The sequence below is a fragment of the Alkalihalophilus pseudofirmus OF4 genome, from assembly GCF_000005825.2.
Classification (GTDB): domain Bacteria; phylum Bacillota; class Bacilli; order Bacillales; family Bacillaceae_D; genus Alkalihalophilus; species Alkalihalophilus pseudofirmus.
Window position 1 is genome coordinate 1,634,543 of record NC_013791.2, and the last position, 21,545, is coordinate 1,656,087.

The 21,545-nt window shown below is 39.2% G+C and carries 22 protein-coding genes and 1 pseudogene; 4 read left to right on the forward strand and 19 right to left on the reverse strand.

The window, feature by feature from the left end:
• Window positions 1-254 precede the first annotated feature (254 nt).
• The 7 genes from BPOF4_RS08165 to BPOF4_RS08190 all read right to left on the reverse strand — a co-directional run bounded on the left by BPOF4_RS08165 (window position 255) and on the right by BPOF4_RS08190 (window position 4,312).
• On the reverse strand, window positions 255-818 hold the full coding sequence (locus tag BPOF4_RS08165) for an LAGLIDADG family homing endonuclease (RefSeq protein ID WP_012958642.1): 564 nt from the start codon (window positions 816-818) through the stop codon (window positions 255-257).
• Between the two features lie 351 nt (window positions 819-1,169).
• The gene (locus BPOF4_RS08170) at window positions 1,170-2,021 is read right to left on the reverse strand and encodes an alpha/beta fold hydrolase (RefSeq protein WP_012958644.1); all 852 of its coding nucleotides are present in this window, start codon (window positions 2,019-2,021) and stop codon (window positions 1,170-1,172) included.
• Window positions 2,022-2,143: 122 nt separating this feature from the next.
• Window positions 2,144-2,443 (reverse strand): spore coat protein, encoded by a 300-nt coding sequence (locus BPOF4_RS08175; RefSeq protein ID WP_012958645.1) that lies wholly within the window; start codon window positions 2,441-2,443, stop codon window positions 2,144-2,146.
• An 18-nt stretch (window positions 2,444-2,461) separates the two neighbouring features.
• On the reverse strand, window positions 2,462-2,659 hold the full coding sequence (locus BPOF4_RS08180; RefSeq protein ID WP_238446492.1) for a hypothetical protein: 198 nt from the start codon (window positions 2,657-2,659) through the stop codon (window positions 2,462-2,464).
• Window positions 2,660-2,753: 94 nt separating this feature from the next.
• Complete coding sequence (locus BPOF4_RS22440; protein ID WP_012958647.1) at window positions 2,754-2,906, reverse strand: hypothetical protein; 153 nt, start codon at window positions 2,904-2,906, stop codon at window positions 2,754-2,756.
• 40 nt (window positions 2,907-2,946) lie between these two features.
• A complete protein-coding gene (locus BPOF4_RS08185; RefSeq protein WP_012958648.1) occupies window positions 2,947-3,810 on the reverse strand; it encodes an MBL fold metallo-hydrolase in 864 nt (287 codons plus the stop codon).
• A 145-nt stretch (window positions 3,811-3,955) separates the two neighbouring features.
• The gene (locus BPOF4_RS08190; protein WP_012958649.1) at window positions 3,956-4,312 is read right to left on the reverse strand and encodes a SpoIIAA family protein; all 357 of its coding nucleotides are present in this window, start codon (window positions 4,310-4,312) and stop codon (window positions 3,956-3,958) included.
• Window positions 4,313-4,458: 146 nt separating this feature from the next.
• Between BPOF4_RS08190 and BPOF4_RS08195 the strand changes: the two genes are divergently transcribed.
• Entirely contained in the window at window positions 4,459-4,650 is a 192-nt protein-coding gene (locus tag BPOF4_RS08195) for a YuzK family famiily protein (RefSeq protein WP_012958650.1), read from the forward strand.
• A gap of 17 nt (window positions 4,651-4,667) precedes the next feature.
• On the opposite strand, the gene BPOF4_RS08200 is transcribed toward BPOF4_RS08195, so the two are convergent.
• From BPOF4_RS08200 to BPOF4_RS08250, 11 genes are all read right to left on the reverse strand, one after another.
• Window positions 4,668-5,405 carry an alpha/beta fold hydrolase gene (locus BPOF4_RS08200; RefSeq protein WP_012958651.1) on the reverse strand — a complete coding sequence of 246 codons (738 nt, stop codon included), beginning with the start codon at window positions 5,403-5,405 and terminating at the stop codon, window positions 4,668-4,670.
• Window positions 5,402-5,980, reverse strand: a complete 579-nt coding sequence (locus BPOF4_RS08205) for a histidine phosphatase family protein (protein WP_012958652.1) — start codon at window positions 5,978-5,980, stop codon at window positions 5,402-5,404. Before BPOF4_RS08205 ends, BPOF4_RS08200 begins: the two co-directional genes overlap by 4 nt.
• Window positions 5,981-6,350: 370 nt before the next feature.
• A complete protein-coding gene (locus BPOF4_RS08210; protein WP_012958653.1) occupies window positions 6,351-7,238 on the reverse strand; it encodes a TIGR01777 family oxidoreductase in 888 nt (295 codons plus the stop codon).
• Between the two features lie 131 nt (window positions 7,239-7,369).
• Window positions 7,370-8,107, reverse strand: coding sequence for a sulfite exporter TauE/SafE family protein (locus BPOF4_RS08215; RefSeq protein WP_012958654.1), 738 nt, complete (start codon window positions 8,105-8,107; stop codon window positions 7,370-7,372).
• A 33-nt stretch (window positions 8,108-8,140) separates the two neighbouring features.
• Window positions 8,141-8,491: a DUF1904 family protein gene (locus BPOF4_RS08220; RefSeq protein WP_238446493.1), complete on the reverse strand. Its 351-nt coding sequence runs from the start codon at window positions 8,489-8,491 to the stop codon at window positions 8,141-8,143.
• A gap of 167 nt (window positions 8,492-8,658) precedes the next feature.
• Complete coding sequence (locus tag BPOF4_RS08225) at window positions 8,659-9,123, reverse strand: DUF1801 domain-containing protein (protein ID WP_049779880.1); 465 nt, start codon at window positions 9,121-9,123, stop codon at window positions 8,659-8,661.
• An 86-nt stretch (window positions 9,124-9,209) separates the two neighbouring features.
• Window positions 9,210-10,190 carry an agmatinase gene (gene speB, locus BPOF4_RS08230; protein ID WP_041822735.1) on the reverse strand — a complete coding sequence of 327 codons (981 nt, stop codon included), beginning with the start codon at window positions 10,188-10,190 and terminating at the stop codon, window positions 9,210-9,212.
• Window positions 10,191-10,341: 151 nt separating this feature from the next.
• The gene (locus tag BPOF4_RS08235) at window positions 10,342-11,769 is read right to left on the reverse strand and encodes a sigma-54 interaction domain-containing protein (RefSeq protein ID WP_012958658.1); all 1,428 of its coding nucleotides are present in this window, start codon (window positions 11,767-11,769) and stop codon (window positions 10,342-10,344) included.
• Between the two features lie 241 nt (window positions 11,770-12,010).
• Window positions 12,011-13,435 carry an aldehyde dehydrogenase family protein gene (locus BPOF4_RS08240; RefSeq protein WP_012958659.1) on the reverse strand — a complete coding sequence of 475 codons (1,425 nt, stop codon included), beginning with the start codon at window positions 13,433-13,435 and terminating at the stop codon, window positions 12,011-12,013.
• Window positions 13,436-13,456: 21 nt separating this feature from the next.
• Window positions 13,457-14,788 (reverse strand): aminotransferase family protein, encoded by a 1,332-nt coding sequence (locus tag BPOF4_RS08245; protein ID WP_012958660.1) that lies wholly within the window; start codon window positions 14,786-14,788, stop codon window positions 13,457-13,459.
• A gap of 217 nt (window positions 14,789-15,005) precedes the next feature.
• Window positions 15,006-15,578 carry a sugar O-acetyltransferase gene (locus BPOF4_RS08250; protein ID WP_012958661.1) on the reverse strand — a complete coding sequence of 191 codons (573 nt, stop codon included), beginning with the start codon at window positions 15,576-15,578 and terminating at the stop codon, window positions 15,006-15,008.
• 425 nt (window positions 15,579-16,003) lie between these two features.
• Between BPOF4_RS08250 and BPOF4_RS08255 the strand changes: the two genes are divergently transcribed.
• The 3 genes from BPOF4_RS08255 to BPOF4_RS08265 are packed head-to-tail and all read left to right on the forward strand — an operon-like array spanning window position 16,004 to window position 19,636.
• Entirely contained in the window at window positions 16,004-18,073 is a 2,070-nt protein-coding gene (locus BPOF4_RS08255) for a BglG family transcription antiterminator (RefSeq protein WP_012958662.1), read from the forward strand.
• Window positions 18,074-18,095: 22 nt separating this feature from the next.
• Window positions 18,096-18,371 (forward strand): PTS sugar transporter subunit IIB, encoded by a 276-nt coding sequence (locus BPOF4_RS08260; RefSeq protein ID WP_012958663.1) that lies wholly within the window; start codon window positions 18,096-18,098, stop codon window positions 18,369-18,371.
• Between the two features lie 2 nt (window positions 18,372-18,373).
• Complete coding sequence (locus BPOF4_RS08265) at window positions 18,374-19,636, forward strand: PTS ascorbate transporter subunit IIC (protein WP_012958664.1); 1,263 nt, start codon at window positions 18,374-18,376, stop codon at window positions 19,634-19,636.
• A 72-nt stretch (window positions 19,637-19,708) separates the two neighbouring features.
• Here BPOF4_RS08265 and BPOF4_RS08270 read toward each other — a convergent pair.
• Window positions 19,709-21,538: pseudogene (locus tag BPOF4_RS08270) on the reverse strand (IucA/IucC family protein).
• Between the last annotated feature and the right edge of the window lie 7 nt (window positions 21,539-21,545).

Sequence of the window (21,545 nt, forward strand, 5' to 3'; positions counted from 1 at the left end):
TTAACTGTATAATAAATATTAGAATTGATAGTAACTTGATTAAGCAACAATGATTAAATTATTTATAGATGAAATGATAAATAAACAACCAGATAGCAATTAAGTTAGATAATCAGTCATTTCATCTAAATTTTCTTTTCTGTCTCAAAACTTAAAGTATACTTTTGATATGATACGTATTTTAGATTGTTTTTATGATGTCCTATAAGGTATATTATGTCTACTTCTAACTAAAAAGAAAAACCTAATTAATATTACATACCTCTACTCTTTATAAAAATCTCAAAGCTAAATGCTTTATATTTTCTATCTAGCCAAATTGATTTATTTGTATATATCCATTCTCCGAACCTCTTCACATCATCTTTCCCCGAAACGTAAACCCTATAATAGCTGCTGGTTTGAACCACTTTAGAATTAAAGTTAAAGTCATTTAGGATCTGACAAAGTTTAACCATAAATGCTTTAGAACCACCTACAAAACATATATAATATTTAGTTTTGTATAAGTGTCCATCCCCATCGAATAACCCTCGTATAAAATGGCTGATATATTGGTCTGGAATGTACGGAAATTCAATAGTTTTATATTTATTAGACTGTATTCCATGAAGGTCCATTGAGTCATTTTTCATAATCTTGCTGTGAATATATAACGTATGAACGTTCGTTCTCTTATCAGTATAGATTTTATGAGTTGAAGCAAGTTCATTGCGTATGTCTTCAAGTATAGCTTTATCATTTTGAGAAAAAGAAATAGTCTGCAGTTCGCCCGATACACATCCATCTGCCACAAAAAATCCTAGTAAATATGCCATCTTCTCTGACCAATACTTAAAATAGTCTTCATTTAGAGTATGCTTTCGTTCCAGCTGCCGCGGGGTCGCATTTCAACGTTCATCTTGTTTAATATTCTTGTGATTGATCAACTCGTCACTCCTGCTGCTGCGCCAATTTCCTCTGAGCTTTGCCCACTTAAATAACGTTCAGCAATCTCATCATAAGTTAGTTTACAGTACCTGCTGCTCCCCTCCATAACATCCCTCCCTTTTGTTATAATTCTATTATAGTACATACGTTCGGTATGGTAGGGTTAAGTATATGTAAAATTATGTAACCAACACATTAATAAACAGCTTGTTGAAATCATCAACAAGCTATCCGATACTCTATTTTGCTAAAAACTTTCCTATCATTGAATTAACCAGCTCTGACTTCTCAAGATGCACCCAATGCGTCCCATCAATCATAATAAGCTCTGCATTATCACATAAAGCTGCACTATCTTTCGCTAATTGCGAGGTTAAAAAGGTATCTTTCTGACCCCATAATACTTTCACTGGCATTTGAAGAGCTGATGGTTTGTTGAGAGGCGTTCTTGTCATCGCTCGGTACCAATTCAGCATCGTTGTAAGGGCATTTGGCTGCTGCCATGCTTGCATGTACTTTGATAATTCCTGGTCAGTGAATGTGTCAGGAAGACTTGTTTGCATTAATACCTTTTTTACCGATTCATAATCGTTTTGACTTAGAAGAGTTTCCGGCAGCTTAGGAAGTTGAAAAAACATCATATACATGCTGCGCAAAAGCTGTAGTGGATCCTTTAAAATGGTTGATTTAAACACAGCAGGATGCGGACTATTAATAACCATTAGTTTATCAACATAATCAGGTTTGGTGGAGGCTAAGTGCCAAGCGACAATCCCTCCCCAGTCATGACCGATAATAGTTGCTTTTTTATAGCCGAGGTAATCAATAATCCCAGTAATATCATCTCTTAAATGATCGATCGTATATTCTTTAATCTCAAGGGGTTTTTCACTTAAGTTATAGCCGCGCTGATCGGGTATTACTACACGATAACCAGCTTGAACAAGTGGTTCAACTTGATTTCGCCACCCATACCAAAATTCAGGGAACCCATGTAATAAAATGACTAGCGGTCCATCCTCCGGTCCCGCTACAGCTGTGTGAAGCTTTATGCCATTAGTCTCAATAATAACAAAATCCACCTTCTCCATCTCAATCTCCTCCTTACCTTTGCCTATATTTCTATTCTCTATTAATTATCTGCTTAAACCTTTAATACAAGTGAAAAACACAAAAGCCATAGCGTATGCCATGCACTTTTGTGTTTGAATGTTTAAGCTTTAAATTGGTCATCTGGATGAAGATTATTTTGCATAAGTGCTTGAGTTTGATTAATCGCTTCTGGTGTTGCATGAAGCGTTTCATACCACCCTTTATCATTCAGCACTTCATATAAATGAGCATGTTGATCATTTGCTGCTTGTAAGCATTCCTCATAGACTTGACGGAGATCAGTGTGGCTCGTTTCAAGCATAGTAGAGACTAAGCTTCGGCATCGGCCTTTCTCAAGCTCAAGACAAAGCTGCAGCATTTCACGATCTGTGAGTCCTCGATGTTCTATGTTGTTAGGCATATCATGTACCCCCTGCTGTTATTGGAGTTTAGCTTGATTTAAATAAGTAGAGATCTGAATGATATTTTTTTGATGAGATTCTGCCATATGTTCGATAAGTGATCTTAATTCATCGTCGTTACAATGAGCAGCACACCAATTCATTGTTTTTGCTGTGATTTCTTCAGCTCTAATTTCATCTTCAATTAGAGCGAGCTCTTTAGTTGTAAACATCATGATTCCTCCCTATATCCGCGTAACCTTATCGTTCGTTAAAGTGCTTACCCTTATACGATGTAACTTATTTTTAGGTCTGTATAGTGTCTGTTACTTAATTCCAAATCCTTGTTGTATCTAATGGCACAAAGACTTCTTTTGTAGCTATTGCTTTGTGAATTAAAGGCTTTTTAAATTGTTCTTCTAATTCTCTTTTAAATTTGTCTTTTCTCGTTTCTTTTGTGCTCATGTAGTCTTTCTCATTCATATAACGTATCCTCACTTTCAAATGAATGTAGGAGTTAAGTTTAATGAAGTAAATCGTTCTTTTTTACGTATTTACCGTAGTCAGGAACATATACCTCTTTAAAATCGTGAACGAGTTTATCCAGATTTTCTTTTAATTCTAAACCTGACATAGGTGCACCATGCCCGGTAATCGCTGCTTCTGGTTGCAGCTGATGCAGCTTTTGAACAGATCGGTAAGCCTCGCTCCAGTCGGTGGTAAAGTAACGCGGCGGCCCGTTTATTTCTTTATGCTGAGTAAGCGTTTTATATAGTGAATCTTGTTTCACTGTGACGAATGCATCGCCAACAATTAACGTGCGGTCATTTTCTCTAAAAAGGGACACATGGCCGGGTGAATGCCCTGGTGTATGCACCCATTTAAAATCCTCTAAAAATGGTATTGTTCCATCTGCAGGGTAAGGTTTTAAATGACTTTCAATGTTAATTGGATCGTTTGGGAACAGCGGAGAGAGTTTTGCGAGCATTCCTCCTTCTACTGTTGGATCTGCTTCTGGATATTGTTGTTCACCATTTAAAAAAGGATGCTCTAAAGCATGAGCATACACAGATACATCCCAATGCTGTAAAAGCTCAATAATCGATCCTACATGGTCAAAATGTCCGTGTGTTAAGAGAATAGCTTTAGGCCGGCAGCCAGAACCGTACACGCGTTCACAGGCTTTAATAATAGCGTGCGCAGAATTAGGCATTCCGGCATCTACTAAAACAAATTCGTTTTCATCAGGGTGGCCAATAAAGACTAAGTTAACGATCTTATTTGTATAACTGAACACATCAGGTACTACTTGAATACATACATCGTCTGCAATCGATGTAGCCGGAAGCGGTTTATAGTCGTCGCCATATGACATTTGTTTATCCATATTTTTAACCTCATTTAGAAAAATATTTAAAAACTCCTCTTAGTGTGTCTCCTGCATATAAAAATATCCTAATTATTTACAAGTGAAAAATCATAGAAAAAGCATCCTTCCTCATATTAAGAAAGAACGCTTCAAGTGTTTCTACTCAGTCTCTTATCCACGACCTTGCTATTTTTTCTTCATCCTTAGCAAAGTGGCGCATATCCATTTCTGTCATTTTGTCAGCTAGTTTTGATATATATTCAGTAAGGTTCCCATCACTCACTATTGCATATTTCTCAATATCTGATAAATGCTCTTTCGTAAAGGCAAGACGATCATCTATGGCTGATAATTCGACTCCGGCCATCTCGTTTAAACGCACAAGAATCTTAATTTTACCATATTGGTTGATCACTGTTTTTAATTCATCAAGTACTTCCTTATTCTCTTCCTCCGTTAAGGTATCATCCACTTCATACTCAATAATGTTCTCTGTGCTTGTAGACAGTTTACGAATCATATACATTCCCTCCAAACTTGTTTTTGTTGTTATTCCCTTTGCTCATAGTGGATAAACTTGGAGGAAATAGCAGGTTATATTTCATGTTTAACTCTTAGTTCATGCGGGAATTGTATGCATATCGATAAAATTGAGGAGTGTTAATAATGGATAGAAACGCGCAAAAACAACATATACCAGAAGTAATGGAAAAAGGGATGCAGCATGCTCATGGGATTACTCATGAAGAGTATGTAAATGATTTAGACAAGAAGATCGAAGTTGAAAAAGCACGTGAGGAAGATTATCGCAAGAATAAGGAACTTCAGAAACAATTAAATAACAATATTCCAAAATAGATAAAAAAAGACAATCTTTAGCGGGATTGTCTTTTTTGACTATTATCTACCTCTTGTAAAAAAAGATTTAAGGTTTCAGTATATAAAGATGGCTGCTCCCTATGAACGAGGTGGTTAGCAAAAGGGATGATAGCAAGTTGTATGCTTGAATTCAGCTTTCTGAACGTTATGGCTGCTTCTATTTCATCGGATAACCCGTCACCAGCAATGCATAATGTCGGACAGGCGAGGCTTGCTACATTGCTCGTTTCGTGAAACGGATACCAATTCGGTGCTGTCCATGATTTAAATAAAGCACGCCAATCATTATTTACATGTATAGTATTTAAATAAGACACTGTTTCTGGATCGTTTGAAAGCGATGTAAGATTTTCTTCTTCTTCTTTCAGCTGATCTTCCCGATTTTGCTTTTTCTCAGGAAAGATCCCTGTAAATGTTAAGCTTCTAACTCTCTCAGGAAATTGGTTTGCAAAAATAAGCGCGGTCAACCCGCCTAGAGACACACCAGCTACATGGCACGATTTTATTTCTAGATAATCTAACGTTTCTATTATGTCTTCAGCACAATAATCGAAATAATCACCGGATAACCTACCTGACTGCCCATGTCCTCTAAGGTCTGGCCTAATAACCTTATAATTACGTTGTGAGAAGTAAACCGACTGCTCATCGTATTCTGTTTCGCCCGTCATCCCCCCAGAATGCAGCAATAACAGAGGGAGTCCCTCACCACAAATTGTTGTATGTAAGATCATCGTTCTCGCTCCTTTTTAATAGCAGGCTCCCAGATTCGGTCAACTGTTTTCAATTCCTTCTTACAAAAGGTCAATTTAAAAATGTCCGGCATGTCAAGCGTCTTCCAAAATGAAAAATCGTATGATGTATCAAAATAATTCATCATTAATACCATGATGTTTCCGTGGGTTCCAATAACAATGTGTTTACCTTCATATGTATCCAATATTTCATTTAAGCTTGAGATGCCTCTTTTCTGGGCATCTAGATTGGACTCTCCTCCGGGCCAAGAGAATGCTTCATCTCCCCATACTCTTTGAATAGCATGAGAAAAATCTTCAGCTGGTGTGGTCGTTAAAACTCGTTCACGGAAGTTATCCACCATGCCAATGCTTTGCCCCGTAAATTCAGCAATCCCATTAATCGTTTGTATAGCCCGTTTATAAGGACTTGATAGGACAATATCAATTTTCTCTCCCTTTAAAACGTTCGTGACTTTCTTCGCATCCTCCATTCCTTGCTTTGATAAAGGACGACCTAACTCGTCTGTGGAATAGGTGGAATGAGCGTGGCGGACAAAATAGATGGTAGTCATAAAAGCCTCCCTTTTAAATGATCTCTTATGAATTTTACCATCAAAATGATCTCTTATGAATTTTACCATCAAAAGGTAATTTTCGGCATGAAAAACCGCTGCTTATAATAAAAAAGCGGTGGGTACTTCACTATGACTCTTGCCGGCCAAAAATATATAACCATTGCACAGTTATGCGAGGAAACAGGGTTATCAAAGGGGTTTATTAGCAATGTTGAAACTTACAATGCGCTCCCCTTCTATTTAAACATTAAGTACTTTTGCTGACTTTATAGCTGTACCGCTACCTTATATTCTGATACAGAAATACATGATTTGTCGTAAAGCAAAAAGGAGATAAGAAAGGGTATTCTTATCTCCTTTAGCGTTGTCAATGAATAATCTCACTAAGTGCTTGATCTAGCGTAGGATAGGTGAATGTAAAACCAGCCTGCTCTAGTCGCTCAGGAATGACCCATCTGCTCTTTAGGACGAGTTCGGTTTCAGTTCTGATAAGGACAGAGCCAGCTTCTAGCATCCATTTAGGGGCAGGCAGACCAATCGGCGCATTAAGTTTCGTGCGTAATTGTTTCATCAACTCGTGATTGGTCACAGGCTCAGGTGCAGAACAGTTAAATACCCCGCTTAAATCTTCTCGCTCTCGTAAAAACTCTACAATCTGAAATAAATCGTCTAGGTGAATCCAGCTGAACATTTGATCGCCTGTCCCTTGCACACCGCCGAGGCCAAATTTTACAAGGTTCAAGTAAGGACTCATGACTCCTCCGCCTTTTCCAAGAACGATCGCAATACGTAAGGCAATTTGACGTGTATGCGGCAGCTGATAGGCGAAGAAAGTGTCTTCCCAAGTCGTGGCGACATCAACTGAGAACCCGGTGCCGATTTCTCCGTCTGCCTCTGTCATCGCGCGGTCCTCTGCATGGCGGTAAATAGTTGCTGTACTCGAGTTAATCCACAATTTAGGAGGGGTTTCACATGAAAGTACGGCTTTGCCTAATGCTTTTGTAGTTTCTGTACGAGACTGCATAATAGCCTTTTTATTTGCCTCGTTGTAACGGCAATTGACGGACTTCCCTGCTAAATTAATAAGCAACTCAGCGCCATCTATAGCTTCTAGCATTCGTTCTGTATCCGTCCAAGAAATATGTTCATTTTGTCTAGAAATAATATGTACGTCATAATCAAGCTCTTTATAAAGTTTGGTAAAATGCTGCCCGATAAATCCTGTACCACCGGCTAAAACAACTTTCTTTTTCAAATGAATTCTCTCCCATCAATGGCGATTTCCAAATAAGGTGGATGACCTGATGTGACTCCCATTATAAACCAATTGTAACGTTTCCGAAATATAAATGAAAAAAGCTTGCTAGAATCATAGAATCTAACAAGCTAAGAAAGAATAATCAAGTTTAATGCGGCTATGAATACAATGATCATTGCAAGCCTTTTAATCAGGTGATTTGGAAGCTTCTCAAACCACTTCATACCAAGTGAAGTACCAATGCAAACACCAATAATACCGATGAATATATAGATCATCATGTTGGAGTTGAAATCTCCATTTATCCCATGCAATGTAATCGTAGATAGGCTGGTAATGATCGTCATCAGCTGCAAATTAGCTTGATACTTATGTTTCTCGTTAAGATAGATCATTAAGAAATAGAAGACAAAAAATGGTCCGCCAACAGCGAAGATCCCGCCTATAAATCCACCTGAAAAACCTAATGATATCGGAATGAGGGGATGAATTCTCTGATCAGGAGCTGTATTCTTTTTATTTAGAAGAAGGAAAATCACCATTCCAATTAAGAAAAAGCCTAAAACTTTCTTTAAACTATCCATTTCTCCGTATGTACTTAAGAAGAAAAAAGAGAAAACTCGACCAATCATGGCCGAGGCGATCAAAATACCTATTCCTTTTAAATCAATCGAACGATACACTTTGAAAATAATGCTTAATGCGGCGACTAATAAAAGCGTAACCACGATTAACGTACTTTCTTTAATGCTTAAGAAAAGGGGCAGAAACCCCATGACGACAAGTCCGAAGCCAAATCCGCTTGCTCCTTGAATAAAGCCTCCAACTAGAATAATAAGGAAAATAATGAGTAATTCAAAAAACATAGACACCGATCCTTGCTCGTTTGATTATCGTTATTACATAAATGTTGTTTCGACGTTTCTTGGAATCTCTTTTAAAGGTTTACCTTCTTTGTAGTATAGATCTGGATTTAAAATGACAAAGAATACATGCACATTCGCATACCCGTAATCCGTTAATTTTTGATTAATCATTGAAGCTAAAGAATCGTGGGTTTCTTGGTCCCGCTGAAACATAAAGATCTCGACCGAAGAAGGTGTTTCTGTAATCTGTACAACAGAAATAACTTCAATCTTCACCGTTTCTTTCGGCAGGTTTGCAATCAATGACATCTGATCTATTAAATAAGGTGCTGCGTGTCTTACAATATCGCTGTCAATTCCTTTAAAACGTAAAAATGGCATCATGCCTCTTCCTTTCAAACAGGATTACTAAACAAGTTGAGAGTTGCTAGCTTGTCTGCTCTACTATAATTACCTGGGTACGTAATAATATATCTAGATAATTGTATCATAGTTTGTCAGATCATGTCCCAAAAAAAGACACTTCCCAAACAGGAAGTGCAGCGTACCTATTAATGATGATCAGGATACAATGTGTGTAGAAAATCTACGGATTGTTTAATTAAAGCTTTTAGCACATTCGTATCTATATCAGCTACTTTATTGATGTAAACACATGCTTTACCGGATGTATGCTTGCCGAATGATTCTAATAGCTTTTCGCGGTCTGGATCTCCTGTTGCAAAGTATAAACTTATTTTTGCCTTGCGTGGAGAGAATCCAACAAGGGGTGCGTCGCCTTCATGACCTGTTTTATATGTATAATGATAAGAGCCGAATCCAATAATACTAGAGCCCCACATCTTAGCCTCATAGCCTGTCGTTTCTGTGAAAAGATCTAATAATTGATACGCGTCTTCACGTTTCTTAGGACTTTCTACTTTTTCAATGAATGCTAAAACACTTGCATCATTTTCTTTCGTTTTAAGTTCATAAGCCACTCGCTGCACCCCCGTCGTATATATTGTACTGATCATATCATGATTTTCAGTGATGAAGAAATAAGCGATGTCTATTGGACACCGCTACATCTGTTATCAGTATATTTTAAGATATTATTCTTCTACTCCTTTACTATTCCTGCTTCAACCTTGCTCTCCTGCTGTTCTCGCTTTTTCTTTAATGCCACTAAAGACATCATTTCGTGTGCAACTGCTGAAGCCATGACCGCAGTGACTTCCCCGCTATCATAGGTTGGGAGTACTTCAACTAAATCGAATCCGACTATATTCAACCCATTTAATTTACGAACGCATTCGAGTGCTTCGTAATTGGTCGCACCGCATACTTCAGGAGTGCCTGTTCCAGGAGCATAGGCTGGATCGACAAAATCAATATCAAAAGATACAAATAGCGGCGCATCACCTACTCGTTTATGCACTCTTTCCATTGTTTCTGCGTAACCGATTTGGCGGAACTCTTGCATGGTTATAACTTCAAAACCTAGATGGCGTGTATCATTCATATCTTCTGGACCGTATAACGAACCGCGCATTCCAACCATGATTGAATGTTCAACATCAATCAGCCCTTCTTCTACAGCGCGTCTAAACGGTGTCCCATGCATGTATTTTTCTCCGTAATAGTGTTCCCAAGTATCGGCATGGGCATCAAACAATACTAGAGCAACTGGTCCATATTTTTCTGCAAAGGCACGGAGATGGCCGAGGCTGATAGAGTGATCGCCGCCAAGTATAATTGGTGTGATATTATGATGAAGGATTGGTCGAAGCTCATCTTGAATTGCTTCATATGTGCGATGTACATTGCCTGGCACCACATTCACATCTCCGTAGTCGACTCCTGATGCATAATCAAAAATATTAATATCTTGATCTGGATTGTATGGTCTAAGCAACACAGAAAAATCTCGGATGTGCTGCGGGCCTAATCTTTGCCCTGTACGGAATGATGCAGCCGTGTCAAAAGGAACGCCTAAAATTACAAAGTCTACATTTTCTGTCGTTTTAATTGCCTCAAGTCTCATAAATGTACGGACTCCGCAAAAACGAGGTGACTGAGATGAATCTTTTGGTTGGTACATAGGTTTAGTCATCGAATAACCTCCTGCTATCACTAAAAAGTTTGATAGTTTCTTTAATTGCAAGACCTGTGCCAGTTTCATTTCATTGTAAAACGTACAAGAAAAGCCCATTTAATTCAACAATGAATTAAATGGGCTAAATTTAAGTTGTTTATGAATTAAGATGCATTTTTGAATTAAGATTGTATTTATGGAGCTTTCTCACAACGGTTGATTGGCTTAATCCAAGAAGTTCAGCCATTTCATACGTCGTTTTGCATTGTTTTATAGCATGTTCAAGCCAATGTTTTTCTACTTGCGCCATTGCTTCTTTATAGGTGGAGGCGTTGATTGCCTCATTGGATTGACTGGCTGTAGACTCCTCAATTGAGTTATGCTGCTGTTTGTGGATCAGCAGCGGCAAATCACTTATTTCAATCCGGTCCTTCTCTGAGGTAAGCACCAATCGTTCCATTGTATTTTCTAATTCACGCACATTTCCTGGCCAGTGATAGGCTAGTAATTCATCGAGCGCTAGTGCTTGAAGATGCTTATGTACATTGTATTTTTGATTAAAGCTATGGAGGTAGTGCTGGATTAATAGTAGAATATCATCTTTTCTTTTGCGCAGCGGCGGGATTTCGATCGGGATGACATGAAGTCTGTAGTATAGATCTTGCCTGAATGAACCGCTTCTGGCCATTTCTTCTAAGTTTTGATTAGTTGAGGCAATCAGTCTGAAGTCAATTTTATGTGGTTTTAATCCGCCTACTCGTGTCACAGTCTTTTCTTGCAGCACTTTTAAGAGTTTGGCTTGCATAGATAAAGGCAATTCCCCGATTTCATCTAGAAATAATGTACCGCCGTCTGCTAATTCGATCATGCCGGGCTTGCCTTTTTTATGTGCTCCGGTAAATGAACCCGATTCATACCCAAACATTTCTGATTCAAATAACGCTTCTGGTATGGCGCTGCAATTTACTTCGATGAAAGGCTTTGAAGCTCGGCTGCTGCCATTATGGAGCGCCCTCGCAAATACATTTTTCCCAACGCCTGATTCCCCTAAAAATACGACTGTCGCTTCTGAATCAGATACTCTTTTAACAAGCTCCCACACCCGCTTGATTGCTTTACTTTTTAAGATGACATCACGATCTTGTTCTTCTTTTTCAAGCAGCTCTTCTATCTGTGATTCATACAGCCCCATTCTCTCCTGCAGCGTATGATAATTTTCTCTCAGCTCTTCAATTTCAGTTAAATCGTATGAAAAACTGATGACACGAATGAGTTCTCCGTTCTCATTAAACACCGGCATTCCTGTTGCAAGCACCGTTCGTTCTCCTTTTGTATGCTGAAGCACCTGGCATTCTTTTTTTTCATTTAGTACCCTTACTGTTATTGAAGGTGAGAAAATGTCTTCTTTTTCAAGATCATATACAGAGCGGCCTAGGATCTGGTTAAACTCTACGCCATATATATCAAGACAATTAGGGCTAGCCTTCAGGACGTTACCTTCTCCATCCGTGATGACAATATTGTCCTTTGACCCTTTTAAAATCGCCTGTAACTCTATCTCAACGAAGTTATTTCCTGAATCCATAGAAAACCGTCCCTTCTAGGAGTATGTTACCATCAAATATATCATTTTTTGTGCTGGATTGCGCTGGTTAAGACTGTTATTGCGTCTGTTCAGGCAAGATTTATGTGGCCTCTAGTCGGAATTGGATTTATTGCTGATAGAATTAACTTCTTTCAGAGATTAATTGCGTTAGTTGCCTCGTAATTGCGCCGATCTTTACACAAACAAAAAATGGCGGGCATCTACGCCCACCATACCTTGCTTAATAGTTATGATTAAAAACGATCAATTTTTGCTCGGTCATTTCTTCGATCGCATATTTTACGCCTTCGCGGCCAACGCCACTTTCTTTGACACCGCCATAAGGCATATGGTCGACTCTGAAGGTTGGAATATCATTAATCATCACACCGCCGACATGGATCTTTTTCGTCGCTGCAAAAGCGGTATGAATGTTTTCTGTATAAATACCAGCTTGCAGACCGTATTTAGAATTGTTAACCTCATCGATCGCCTCATCAATGGATGTCACTTTGTTAATATGAACGATCGGTGCAAACACTTCCTGGCACGATACTTTCAATTCATTTCCTGCATGGAGAAGGACGGTAGGGTAGAGAATATTTCCTTCAGCTTCTCCACCGCAAGCAACTTCTGCTCCGTTTTGCTTCGCTTCCTCAATCCAGCTTAGGGCACGCTTGACATCTTTCGGGCTGATAAGAGCTGATACGTCCGTTTGGTCATCTAATGCGTCACCGACGGTTAACTTCTTAGTCTCTTGAACAAACTTTTCAACAAACTCCTCATATACTTCATCCACTACATAGATACGCTGCAAGGAAATGCATACCTGGCCTTGGAAAGCAAAGGCTCCAGAAACGGCACGAGAGATGATTTTATCTATATCTACGTTTTTATCAATAATGACAGCTGCATTTGAGCCTAGCTCGAGCGTGACCTTCTTAAGCCCCGCCTTATTACGAATGCCTATTCCTACTTCAGGGCTTCCGGTGAAGGAGATCTTTTTCACACGGTCATCTGTAACAAGTTTTTCACCAACTAAAGCTCCGCTCCCCGTAACAATATTTAATGCCCCTTTCGGAAGACCTGCTTCTTCAAAAAGGTTTGCTAGAAACAGCGAAGATAGCGGCGTCTGACCTGCAGGCTTAAGGACCACTGCGTTTCCGGATGCAATCGCTGGACCTACTTTATGGGCAACAAGGTTCATTGGGAAGTTAAAGGGAGTAATGGCTCCGACAACCCCAAGTGGTTCACGTACCGTATAGGCTGTTCTCCCTTCTCCGCCTTCTTGAGCATCTAGCGGCAAAGTTTCACCGTGGATCCGTTTCGCTTCCTCAGCAGAGAATTTGTAGGTCGCAATCGTTCTTGCCACTTCAGCACGAGCTGTTTTAATCGGCTTTGCCGCTTCTCGGGCAATTAATTGAGCTGCCTCTTCTTTGCGCTCTTCTAATTTCGCTGCAGCTTTTTCTAAGATAGCTGCTCGTTTGTGACTAGCGAGTTCAGCCATTTCTTTGCTCGCTTTTTCAGCTGCTTCAATGGCATTCTCTACTTGTTCTTCATTAGCTGCTGCAATCTCTGCAATCTTTTCGCCTGTATAAGGAGAAGATAATTCTGTATAGGAATGTCCTTCCACCCATTGACCATTTATATATAGATGCTTTTTCACCTGGATCCCTCGCTTTTTTGATTATTGTTTAATGGCTGTCTCTACTGCTTTGATTGCCTCATGTAATATGCTCATCATGTCATTGATCTGCTCTTTTGTGATGATTAATGGAGGAGAGAAAACAAGAGTATCCTGTCCGTTAAAGACAACAGAACGCAGAATCAATCCACGCTTTGCGGCTTCTGTAACAACCATAGGTGCTAGAGGCTGCGGAAATCTCTCTTCTTTTTCTTTATCTTTCATAAACTCAATCGCACCCATTAAGCCAAGGGCGCGGACATCACCAATACTTTCAAAAGAAGCCTGCAAGTTTATAAATCCATTTAGCAACTCTTCACCCATTTGGCTTGAATTAGCGATCAAATTCTCACGCTCAATGATTTCAAGGTTCCGAAGAGCAACTGCACATGCTACTGGATGCCCGCTGTACGTATATCCGTGAAGAAGGGTGCCAGTTGAGAGCTTTGTAAAGTCTTCATGCATACGGCTTGAGATCATCACTCCGCCAAGCTGGGCATAACCGCTTGTGACTCCCTTTGCAAAACACATCATATCAGGGGCTACATCATAATGATCCATTCCAAAATACGTACCTGTGCGCCCGAACCCTGTAATGACTTCATCTGTAATAAATAAAATTCCGTACTCATCACAGATCTCTCTCACCGCTTTGAAATATTCTTTTGTTGCGATATGAAGACCGCCTGCTCCTTGAACCGGCTCTGAAATAAAGGCAGCAACCGTCTCTGGCCCCTCTGACTCAATTACTTGTCTTAATGATTCAGGGGACATATGATCGGCATAATGAAAGTCTGGAGCTAGGGAGTTTGTAAAGTCACGAAAAGCTTGAATTCCTGTGGCACTTGTTGCTCCCATAGCCACACCATGATAGGAATGTGTCCGTGAAATGATTTTTTTACGCTTAGGCTCGCCTTTTAATATCCAGTAATGTCTTGCCAGCTTGTAGGCCGTATCATTTGATTCTGAGCCCCCAGAGGTGAAAAAGGTTGCAGTTAGATCTCCTGGAGCAATTTCTGCAAGCTTTGCCGAAAGCCTGATAGCTGGTTCGTTACTGAATGTCGCAAAAGAGGAACTAAACGCTAATGTCGACATTTGTTTACTTGCTACCTCACTTATTTCATTGCGTCCATGACCGATATTGACATTCCATAAAGAAGACATTCCATCAATGACTTTTTGGCCGGACATATCAGTTAAATAAATTCCCTCGCCTTTTGTGAATATAAAAGCAGGACCATGCTCTTGCTGTGCGCCAATCGGTGAAGTAGGGTGTAAATAATGTTTCTTATCTAATTCACGAAGCTCTTCAATTTTACTTGTTTGTTGTGACATCACAAACACTCCCCTTTATATGCTTTTCTTTTGATACAAAGATATATTGCAAACTTTGTGCCAATATTAAATGCTTGATAAATCAATAGTTTATGCCGGTTGATTTATTTTTAGATCGATAAATATGAAATTTGATTAAAATATTAATCGAACGAGTATATTTGATTTATTGTTAAATTAATTGATGCAAAAAAAAGACAAGTTGAACACTTGTCTCCTACCTCCTATCATTCAAATCAATCTCTTTAATCAAACGTGCAGGATTGCCACCTACAATCACATTGTCAGGAACATCTTTTGTGACAACCGCGCCGGCTGCGATCACCGCATTGTCACCAATCGTAATTCCGGGATTGATGATCGCACCGCCGCCAATCCATACGTTATCTCCAATTGTGACAGGCTTACCGTACTCTGGACCTTTGATTCGTTCAAATGGATTGATCGGATGAGTGGCTGTGTAGATATGTACTCCTGGTGCAAGCATGCAGTTGTTGCCGAAACGAACTTTACATACATCCAAGATGACACAGTCAAAATTAGCGAAAAAGTGGTTGCCAACGTGAATATTATAGCCGTAATCACATCTGAAATTAGGTTCCATATAGACTTCTTCGCCAGTCGAGCCAAATAAGTTTTTGATTGCTTGGATGCGCTTTTCGTACTGAGACTCAGTCGTTTCGTTAAATACTCGAGTTAAAAACCTGGTCTGCTCACGATCCCGCATGAGTTCCGGGTCCCAAGGTTCATAAAGTTCACCGTCTATCATCTTTTGTTTCTCCGTTTTCATCCTATACCCCTCCGTTAGTTCTCTACTGTTATGCTCCTGCTGATTCCTTCACTTACATTAACTTCTTTTCCTCCCTTACTATAATGAAAAGCAGGTACTGGAATCAATTCATTCACTCCTGCGGCAGCATAAGAGTGTTTTCAGCCAAGAAAAAGCCTAGTGTGCAAAAGATACACTCAAAGTATAAAAAATAACCTATTGTGAAATGGTAGAACAATGGTTTGTTCTCCTATTCATTGGAAGAACCATGTGTTTCCATATATGTATGCTGTTTTATTCACATAAGATGAGTCCAATTTTGCACACACGCATGTTCATGATTCGGACTTCCAAAAAGATTTGATTCGTTTAAGATAAAGGTAAGCAAGACATCAGTTACCTACTCTTTAAAGCTAGCTAGCAAAATTAGAAAAGGTGATGGATTCATGGCACTAGATCAACGAAGTACTCAATTGCTTCAACTGTTATTAAAAAAAGAAGCTCCTGTTTCGATTCTTGAACTTAGTAAAAGTTTAAGGGTCTCAAGAAGAACTATTTATTACAATCTTGAGAAAGTAAATGATTGGCTTAAGGACAATAAACTTGATCAAGTTCAACAAGTGAAATCAGTAGGGATATTTATTACTACCTCTACGAAGAAAAAGATTCCAGAGCTTTTGAAGCTAAATAGCGATATTCAGTATGAGTATACAGCTCATGAGCGGCAAAAATTGATTTTAATCTTACTTTTTACCAGCCATGAACCTATTTATGTGAAAGACCTGATAACGGTAACTAAAGCTAGCAGGAATTCTTGCTTAAATGATTTGAAAGCGATTAAACAGCAGTCTAAGCAATATCGTCTTGAGATCAATTATGAGCGAAGTAGCGGTTACTATATCCATGGGCCGGAGTTTGAGCTTCGAAAATGGTTTGTGAATGCTTTTACCTTTCAAAAAGACAATGACTTTTCAACAGAATTGATGTCTCTTTGGAAGGAAGCAAATCCGAGTTTATTAGAAACAGTTGAACATAATGTTCAGTTGCTGCAGGTACTTCAAAACGATTTAGATGTGCAGTTAAACCCAGAATCTATTGAAGAGCTAACATGGCATATAGCATTTTTCTTAGAGAGAATGAAGCTAGGGGAATATGTCTTTTTAACAAAAGATGAAAAACAGGCTTTAGAGAATAATCGTGCTTACAAAGGAGCAGAACTTCTTAGTCAAGAACTATTCAACTCGAACCAATTATCGGTCCCTGAGGATGAAATTTATTATTTGACCATCTTCTTGTTGAGTTTACGATCACTCTCTGACAGTCCAATGAGTACTGTAAATGGGCTTGAAGATGTCGTAAGAAAAATGGTGATTGATTTTCAAAGGTATGCATGTATTGAGTTTGAGCACTTCAGAGCGGTTGAAGAGAATCTTTTAATTCATATCAGGCCAGCCTTTTATCGGTTAAAATATGGGATTTCGGCTAAGAACCCTCTAACGAAATCGATAAAAGAGAAATATGGAGATGTCTTTGAACTTACAAAAAAAGTCCTTCCTCATTTAGAACGCTTTGTAGGCGCTGCCATTAATGATGATGAAGCAGCTTACATCACGATGCATTTTGGGGGATGGATGAGAAAAGAAGGAAGTCAGCCAGCTGCACGGAAACATGCGTTGATTGTATGTTCAAGCGGTATTGGAACTTCTCAGATTTTGAAAAGTCAGTTAGAAACCTTATTTTCAACACTTGATTTTGAGGTAGTGACCTCAATAGAAGAATCCAAAACGAAAGCCGACCTGATTTTTACGACAGTTTCACTGCAGAAGCAAATGCTGCCTACATTTCATGTAAATGCGATTCTTAATGATGTTGAAAAAGAGAGACTTCTAACAAATGTAAATCGATTGTTACACCAAAAAGAGTCTTCTTCTAGAACCGGACAATTAAACGAGATTCTACAAGCTATTGAAAAGCATGCTGATATTCACAATGAGAAGCAATTATTAGAAGAGATTGAATACATTCTCTCTAATAAGCAATTAAAAATAAAGGAGCTTTATAAACCGATGCTAAACGAAATTATAGACAAGTCGTCGATTCAGATTGTAGATAACGTTAGCAGCTGGCAAGAGGCTGTGGAGATGGCTTCTGCCCCGTTGCTAGATAACAATTCAATCAGTCAAAGTTATGTTGATGCAATGATTTCAAACATTGTTGAACTAGGACCATATGTCATCATTGCACCGCAAGTAGCAATCCCGCATGCTAGACCGGAAAAAGGAGTGAATAGGTTAAGCATGAGCCTTCTTAAACTGAATGAGCCTATTGCTTTCTCAGAAGAAGAAAGGCACCAAGCGTCACTTCTCTTCGTCTTAGCTGCAACAGATAACGAAACCCATTTAAAAGCATTATCTCAATTAACAACGATGTTATCTGAAGAAGAAAATATTGAGAAGCTGCGTCAAAGTGAAGATGTTACTGATATTCAAGTTTTAATTGATAAATATTCAAATTAATTAATTATTGGAGGAATGTAAAATGAAAATTTTAGTTGTATGTGGAAATGGATTAGGAAGCAGTTTTATCGTGGAAATGAACGTAAAGAAAGCACTAGGCGAGTTAGGAATTGATGCAGAAGTATCACACACAGACTTAGCTACTTCAAAAACAGAAGCAGCAGATTACTACATTGGATCTCAAGATATTATCTCAAACCTAGATGATGGCAACCGTCACATTATTCCACTTGTTAACTTGTTAAATCAGCAAGAATTGAAGGAAGCTTTACAAAAACATATTGTTACGGAGGGATAATTATGGCTGAATTAATCATGAATGACATCCTGGGAACTCCCGCCATTCTAGTAGGGTTATTTGCCCTGCTAGGCCTTCTGCTCCAAAAAAAGAGCTCAGCTGATACCGTTTCAGGTACATTAAAAACAATTATGGGATTCGTTATTATTGGAGTAGGTGCAGGAGTCCTTATTTCCTCTCTTGACTTCTTTTCACAAATGTTTGAAAGGGCTTTTAATATTCGAGGAGTTATTCCGAATAATGAAGCCGTAGTAGCAGTTGCTCAGCAAGCATTTGGTACAGAAACAGCAATGATAATGTTATTTGGTATGGTGGCTAATATCGTAATTGCACGTCTTACGCCTTTTAAATATATCTTCCTTACAGGTCATCACACACTCTTTATGGCTTGTATGATTGCTGTGATTTTAAGTACAGGCGGCATGAGCGGAGTACCATTAGTTATCACTGGATCGATTATTTTAGGTTCATTAATGGTCTTCTTCCCGGCAATCTTGCAGCCATATATGCGACAAATTACTGGGAATGATGATATTGCCCTTGGTCACTTCGGCTCTGTCGGATACTTTGTCTCAGGTACGATCGGAAAGTATTTCGGAAATAAAGAAAAAACAACTGAAGATATTAAAGTACCAAAATCTCTTGGGTTCTTGCGTGATACCTCTGTAGCGGTTTCACTAACAATGGCGATCTTATTCATTGTCGTAGCATTATTCGCAGGTTCTACTTACATTGAGACGGAGCTAAGTGAAGGAATGAACTTCATTATCTTCTCTATCATGCAAGGTATAACCTTTGCAGCTGGTGTGTATGTGGTTCTTGCTGGGGTACGTATGTTACTCGCTGAAATCGTTCCTGCATTTAAAGGGATTGCTGATAAAATTGTTCCAAATGCAAAACCTGCTTTAGATGCACCTGTTGTCTTTCCGTTTGCACCTAATGCAGTAATTATCGGTTTCCTCTTTAGTTTTCTTGCAGGACTCGGAAGTATGTTCATCTTACCAGTATTCGGTCTTGCTTTAATCGTGCCTGGCTTAGTCCCTCACTTCTTTACGGGAGCCGCTGCAGGAGTATTCGGTAATGCAATGGGCGGCCGTCGCGGTGCGATCTTAGGAGCGGTCACAAACGGTATTCTAATTAGTTTCTTACCTGCCCTCTTACTGCCAGTCCTTGGTTCGATAGGATTTGAAGGAACAACATTCGGTGATTCTGATTTCGGAGTTGTAGGAATTCTACTAGGTTGGTTAATGAGTTTGTTTAATTAATATTTAATAACAGTAAAAAAATCGGGCTGTCCCAATAGGTCATTAAAGACCTTAGGGGCAGCCCGATTGTGGTTAAAAAGCTGCTAACTTACTTGCAGCTAAATGCAATGGATTTTGGACTTTGCCGTACTCTGAAGCGTGGGGACGATCGTCATCATCCTCATATCCATAATCAATCATACGGTTGCGGTTTAAGCATAATTTTGTAAATTGCGGTCTAAGCATATCAAACAGTGTAAAGCGCTCTTTTAATTCTGGAAAACGATTCTGATAGTCAATGATCGTGTTTCTGAGCGAAACCCAGAATTGCTCTTCATCCATGTACTCATACGTATCTAATATATCAGCGAGATACCTGAAGTGGCAGACGAACAGCCCGGTAAATACAAACTGGCAAAGCCCTTCTCTTCCCTCGCTGCGTAGAACGGGTTTCAATTCATTTGGCAAATGCTCAAGTTCAGGCAGAGGCTCATCACTGACATTTACATCATCAACAAAGTCTTTCATCGCTAAGCGGTGCGGGATATGATTTTTTAACACAACCACCGTATTTTGACCGTGCGGCGAGAAAACCGTTCCATACTTGTAGAGGAAATGAAGGAGCGGCTGCACGATCACATCAAATAATGTTTTCATCCACTCTTCGGTTGTTAAGCCGGATCGTTCGATTAGGGCTGCTACGAACGGCTTCTTCTTATCGTCTATATAAAGAAGGGATGCTAATGTAACGGCATGCTCGTTTTCATCTAAGAAACTGTATATACTCTCCCTCCAGATCGTTCCGAGCATTTCGTGATATTGATAAGGAGCACCAGTTAACTTGGAAAAGTAAGGATGCTCATAATTCATACTGGCTATTTCTCCAGGCAAAATAATACGGCATTCTTTGTTTAGAAATTCATCTTTATCTCGTATGCCGTGAATGTACTCTGTAATCGTAGGCGCAACTACAGTCCGCTCACCTGGTAAGCCGCGGTACACAAGTGTGTTTAGTATGCTCATTGGCAGTTTTACGTGATGCTTATGCTTGGCACTACGGTTCACAAAAGTACGAATTGATTGCTGAGGTAGATAATGATCATCGCTTTTTCCTAAATAAATGATATGTTTATAAGCAATTTCTGATGCGAAATAATAAACAATCATCTCATTCCACTGCCATTCATGAACCGGGATCAAATAATACTTACTTGCATCCACTCCCTCAGATTCTATCATCTGTACAAAGTGTTGATAGTTATCCTCACCTAGCTCCCCTTTAATCATCGATTCATAATCTACAGTAGAGACGGAATGAAACGTTGCGTGATCTCGGTGAGCAGCAATCCATGAGAGCTGTACTTCCTTTTTTTGTTCCGGAGCATAGGAAAGATAGTCAGTGTAATTAAAACCTATACGCCCTTTATTATAGGTAATCCAAGGATGGCCTTCCATTTCCCCTTCAAGTTCTGCGTAATCAAGATCTACCAACTCCTCAGCTGTAGTCTATTTTTTCTTTTGCAAGATGTGAGCATCAGCTAAAAGAGTGTTATGATATTCTTTAATTAAGTGGCCCGTTGTGACGGGGTTCATTCCGACGTCATGCTGGATATCTAGAATAAATTGAATAGGATCTTTTGCATGAATCCATTCACCGTCTTTTAGGAACGTTATAGATTCTGGAAAAACATGATAGCTGTCCATTAATCGCTTCTTCGCTTTAAATTGATATTGCGCTTTTTTACCGTTATCCTTTGTTAAAGAAAGCTGATACAGAGCGGCACCCGCTTCCTCACTAACCACAGTGGGGTGAATCATATCCTCATACATAAATTCGGTAATCATTTTAGTGAGAAGCTGTCTTCCTGCTTCGGTCCATACTTCTTCAGTTACTATATCCTGTATACGAGTTTGAGTATTCATTTTTCCA